This is a genomic window from Pelotomaculum propionicicum (genome assembly GCF_004369225.1).
GTDB lineage: Bacteria > Bacillota > Desulfotomaculia > Desulfotomaculales > Pelotomaculaceae > Pelotomaculum_B > Pelotomaculum_B propionicicum.
In genome coordinates this window covers 1-3,382 of the sequence record NZ_QFFZ01000101.1, presented here as the reverse complement: position 1 = coordinate 3,382, position 3,382 = coordinate 1, and the positions used below count along the sequence as shown (strand labels likewise).

7 protein-coding genes are annotated in these 3,382 nt (G+C 48.3%); all 7 read right to left on the bottom strand.

All coding sequences use genetic code 11. The features are described 5' to 3' along the window. On the bottom strand, positions 1–797 hold a 797-nt coding region (locus tag Pmgp_RS18900; RefSeq protein ID WP_134216185.1), incomplete at its 3' end, for a hypothetical protein. A 159-nt stretch (positions 798–956) separates the two neighbouring features. Further along, complete coding sequence (locus Pmgp_RS19930) at positions 957–1,106, bottom strand: hypothetical protein (protein ID WP_192903032.1); 150 nt, start codon at positions 1,104–1,106, stop codon at positions 957–959. A 19-nt stretch (positions 1,107–1,125) separates the two neighbouring features. Beyond that, complete coding sequence (locus Pmgp_RS18895) at positions 1,126–2,139, bottom strand: reverse transcriptase/maturase family protein (RefSeq protein ID WP_134216184.1); 1,014 nt, start codon at positions 2,137–2,139, stop codon at positions 1,126–1,128. Beyond that, positions 2,123–2,491: a diversity-generating retroelement protein Avd gene (gene avd, locus Pmgp_RS18890; RefSeq protein WP_134216182.1), complete on the bottom strand. Its 369-nt coding sequence runs from the start codon at positions 2,489–2,491 to the stop codon at positions 2,123–2,125. Before avd ends, Pmgp_RS18895 begins: the two co-directional genes overlap by 17 nt. Before the next feature lie 4 nt (positions 2,492–2,495). Beyond that, positions 2,496–2,741 (bottom strand): hypothetical protein, encoded by a 246-nt coding sequence (locus Pmgp_RS18885; protein WP_134216180.1) that lies wholly within the window; start codon positions 2,739–2,741, stop codon positions 2,496–2,498. Beyond that, positions 2,741–3,100 (bottom strand): hypothetical protein, encoded by a 360-nt coding sequence (locus Pmgp_RS18880; protein WP_134216178.1) that lies wholly within the window; start codon positions 3,098–3,100, stop codon positions 2,741–2,743. The genes Pmgp_RS18885 and Pmgp_RS18880 overlap by 1 nt, the downstream gene beginning before the upstream one ends. Next, on the bottom strand, positions 3,101–3,382 hold a 282-nt coding region (locus tag Pmgp_RS19925), incomplete at its 5' end, for a hypothetical protein (RefSeq protein WP_192903031.1).

The window sequence follows — 3,382 nt, the reverse complement described above, 5'->3', positions numbered from 1 at the left end:
TTTACCAGCGCGGCGCAATATGTGGTCAGGTTAGCATTGCCGTTATTTACATAAGATGCCACATACACATAACCGCAGCCAACCATATCGAAAACGCCGGTGACGTTCCCGCTGGTGGATGTTTCACCGGCGGTGTCCAGGGAGCCGGTAGTACTTACAGTGCCGCCGGTGGTATATCCTGTCCGGTAGCTAGTGTCACCGTTGATTTTAGGCCGGCCCTGCCCGACGGCATAGGCCAGTACAGAAACCGCGCCATACTCGGCGTTTTTCATCATATGGCTATCCACGGCGCTGGAAGCGCTGGTGATAGCTGATTGCATGTTCCGGCAGGCGTTAAAGATGTCGTTAACGCTGATGGATCTCCACGACCCCAGGCCGGGTTTAGAGCCAGGTATATTACCATTGGTCGTATCCTGGTAGGCCTGGTACTTTTGCACCCAAAAACCGGTCAACTGGGTGCCGCCAAAGTTAAAAGCAGGGTGCGTCTTAAAGGTGTTTAATGTGTCATCTGTTGTCCCGGCGGAAAACTTAACGTCCATTGTCGGGTCGGCGCCGAATTTATAAGTGAACCTTGGTATCCAGACCCACAGGTTTCCTTTGGTGTCTTTGGCGTTGGCCCATTGTTTTGGCCCGACGCCATTTACCGTATTAACCGGGTCATAGTTATACTTCCAGCCGGTAGATCCTTGCGCCGTGCTTGGTGCGGCTGAAAAATCTTGGTTAGTTCCCGCATAGTTTACCGCCTGCCACCCGGCGGGCAGTACCGGCGGGTTTGATGTGCCAGAAATGAGAGACATTTTTTCACCCCGAATCATTATTTATTGGTGAGGTGTATCTTTCGATTCCTACTAAATACACCACACCTCTTTTGTTTTTACCTCTTTCAAGGAAGGAACAGGACTCCTTTGGTTCTGGGGCACCGTATAGGTGTCCGTAAACACCTATAATCTCGCTTATTAACCAGAGCAGGCGCGAAAGCCGATGTTGCTGTTAGCATTGCCGTTCGTGTTGTTGAAATAGGCCAGGCCGGAGTTGGAATTGCCATAGTTGCCACCACGGATAAACACCGGATTGGAGGAGTACGGGAAGTTGGAGTTCGTAGCCACAGCCCTGTCCCTTATAAATTTAAAAAGTGAACTGACTGAGAATTTTATTGATTAAATGATAGCTGTTGGCTTTCCTGGCATAGCCGATCCAACTGACCAGAACTGTTCTTATGTCTTCCGCACACATTTCACCTGCCTTAAACTTAATCTTGAATTTCCTCAATTTGCGCTTTATTCTCCGCTTACTTTCTGTGCGAATTTTAAGGTGAGTGCTCTTAATTTTGTAACCGCAGAAATTCACCCCGTTTTTTACGGGAAATATCTGTGTTTTGCCGTTTAATTCAAGTTTCAGATTCTTGGCCAGGAATTCCCGAATCTGCTGAAGCAATTGCCAGGCTGTTTCTTTGTTTTCTACCACAAGGATAAAGTCATCCATATACCTGACATAGTTTTTAATTCTCAGCTGGTGTTTGACGAATATGTCCAACTGATGCAGGTATACGTTAGCGAAGAACTGGGAAGTATAGCTTCCTACCGGAACGCCCGGGTTATCAACGGAATCCAAGATTATTCTGGTTAACCACAAAACCTTATCGTCAGATATTTTCTTTTTAACTAAATCAAACAAAATATCATGATCGATACTGAAGAAATACTTTTTTATGTCACCTTTCACGATATATGGAGCAGGCCATTTTGCCTGCATCCGGCGGAGAAATTCTTGCACTCTGGCCGTGGCCCGGTGCATTCCCTTGCCCTCAAGGCAGGCATAGCTGTCATAAATGAAGGTCTTGCCAAAGATAGGCTTTATGAAGTTGATTACATACCATTGATGAATAACCCGGTCACAATAGGGAGCTGCCCTGATAAGCCGCTCCTTCGGCTCATAAATGGTAAATTCGCGATATCCCTGCGGCTGGTAAGTGCCATTCTTCAGCTTCCTGGCCAGGTCCAGCAAATTACCCTCCAGGCCCATCTCAAATCTTATGACTTCTTCCCTGAAACGCTTTCCTTTCCTGGCTCTGAGATGGGCCTCCAGTAACTTTGAAAAAGTTAGGGACTGGTCAAATATCCCCTTATATGTTTTTGCCAACTGTCTGCCGTATCCACCCGCCCAGCAATCTGCCGATCTCGTCCAGGCGGCGCGACCATTCCATATAGTTACTATTTGAGATATACCTGTTTTGATGAGCCAGACGGACAAGGACCTTCTGCAGCTGCACCTCGGCGTCCAAGGAATTTAACCTTTCAATTCTGGATGCCTGGTTGTTATACACCTTATTGGCCTGCAGGATTACCTTTAATGCAGTGAACATGCTGTCTTTTAAATGGGCAACCATTGCGTACTTTTCGGCCTTGGGAAACTTCTGTAGCAGGTTGTATGAGTAATTAATCAGATCAACGTATTTCTGATATACCAAAAGCTGCCCTTGCTTGGGTGGCATCCTGTCAGCTCCCTTGCAAAACACTTTGAATTACCTGTTTATGTGTAATCGCTCCTTCTATAATGACCACCATGCTGGGAACATTATATTTGAGAGACAAAATGTTGCCTTCAGAATCGCTGCCCTGGATAAAGATTGTGTCAGCATCAGCTTCGCAATAACGGCAGTCGGGCTGTATTATTTGCACCAGCAAATGGCAGACCAGGCACGCAAATGACTGCGGCGTACAAAACTCCTGCATAGTCAGCATTAGCAATACACTTTCCTGTTCACCTGGTCATATACGCCATGGGTCACTACGCAATCTGAAAGATCAGACAAATCCTCAATAAAGATGTTACTGCCAACGCCGCCCAGTGTGGCGCCCTGGAGAGTGGCCACCTGCACTGCCAGTGTAGCCGTCAGCAGCCGCAGGTCACTGACTCCTGAATGGGCATCAGCCACGCCCTGTTCAATGCGGTTCATATTGCCGGCAGTCACCGGGGTACCTTGCTGGATCAGCTCGCCTTCATCCTTCGTGAGCTGATATGTCCCGTCGCTATTGGGTACCACCCGCACCCGGCCGGGATACTCAACGATGTGGTCAAGCCACTGTTTTTGCTGAAACATTTAGCTTGTCACCTCCTGCAGCTTTAAAATAAACGCCACGGTCAGGCCCTCGGCCTCGGTCTTATTAATTATCCCCGGCTTTTCAAATAACCGCTTGCCGGCGGCCGTGTAGACCTCAAACTGTTCAAACTTGCCAACGTCGGCGTCGGTCAGGTAGAACAATACCTTAACAGTGCTATCTTCTGCCGCCACCCGGAACGGGGGCAAGGTTCGCTGGACGCCGTTTTGGATACACTTTCCTTCCTGTACCAGGCCGGCGATTGCTTCGCCGATTGCCTGCAT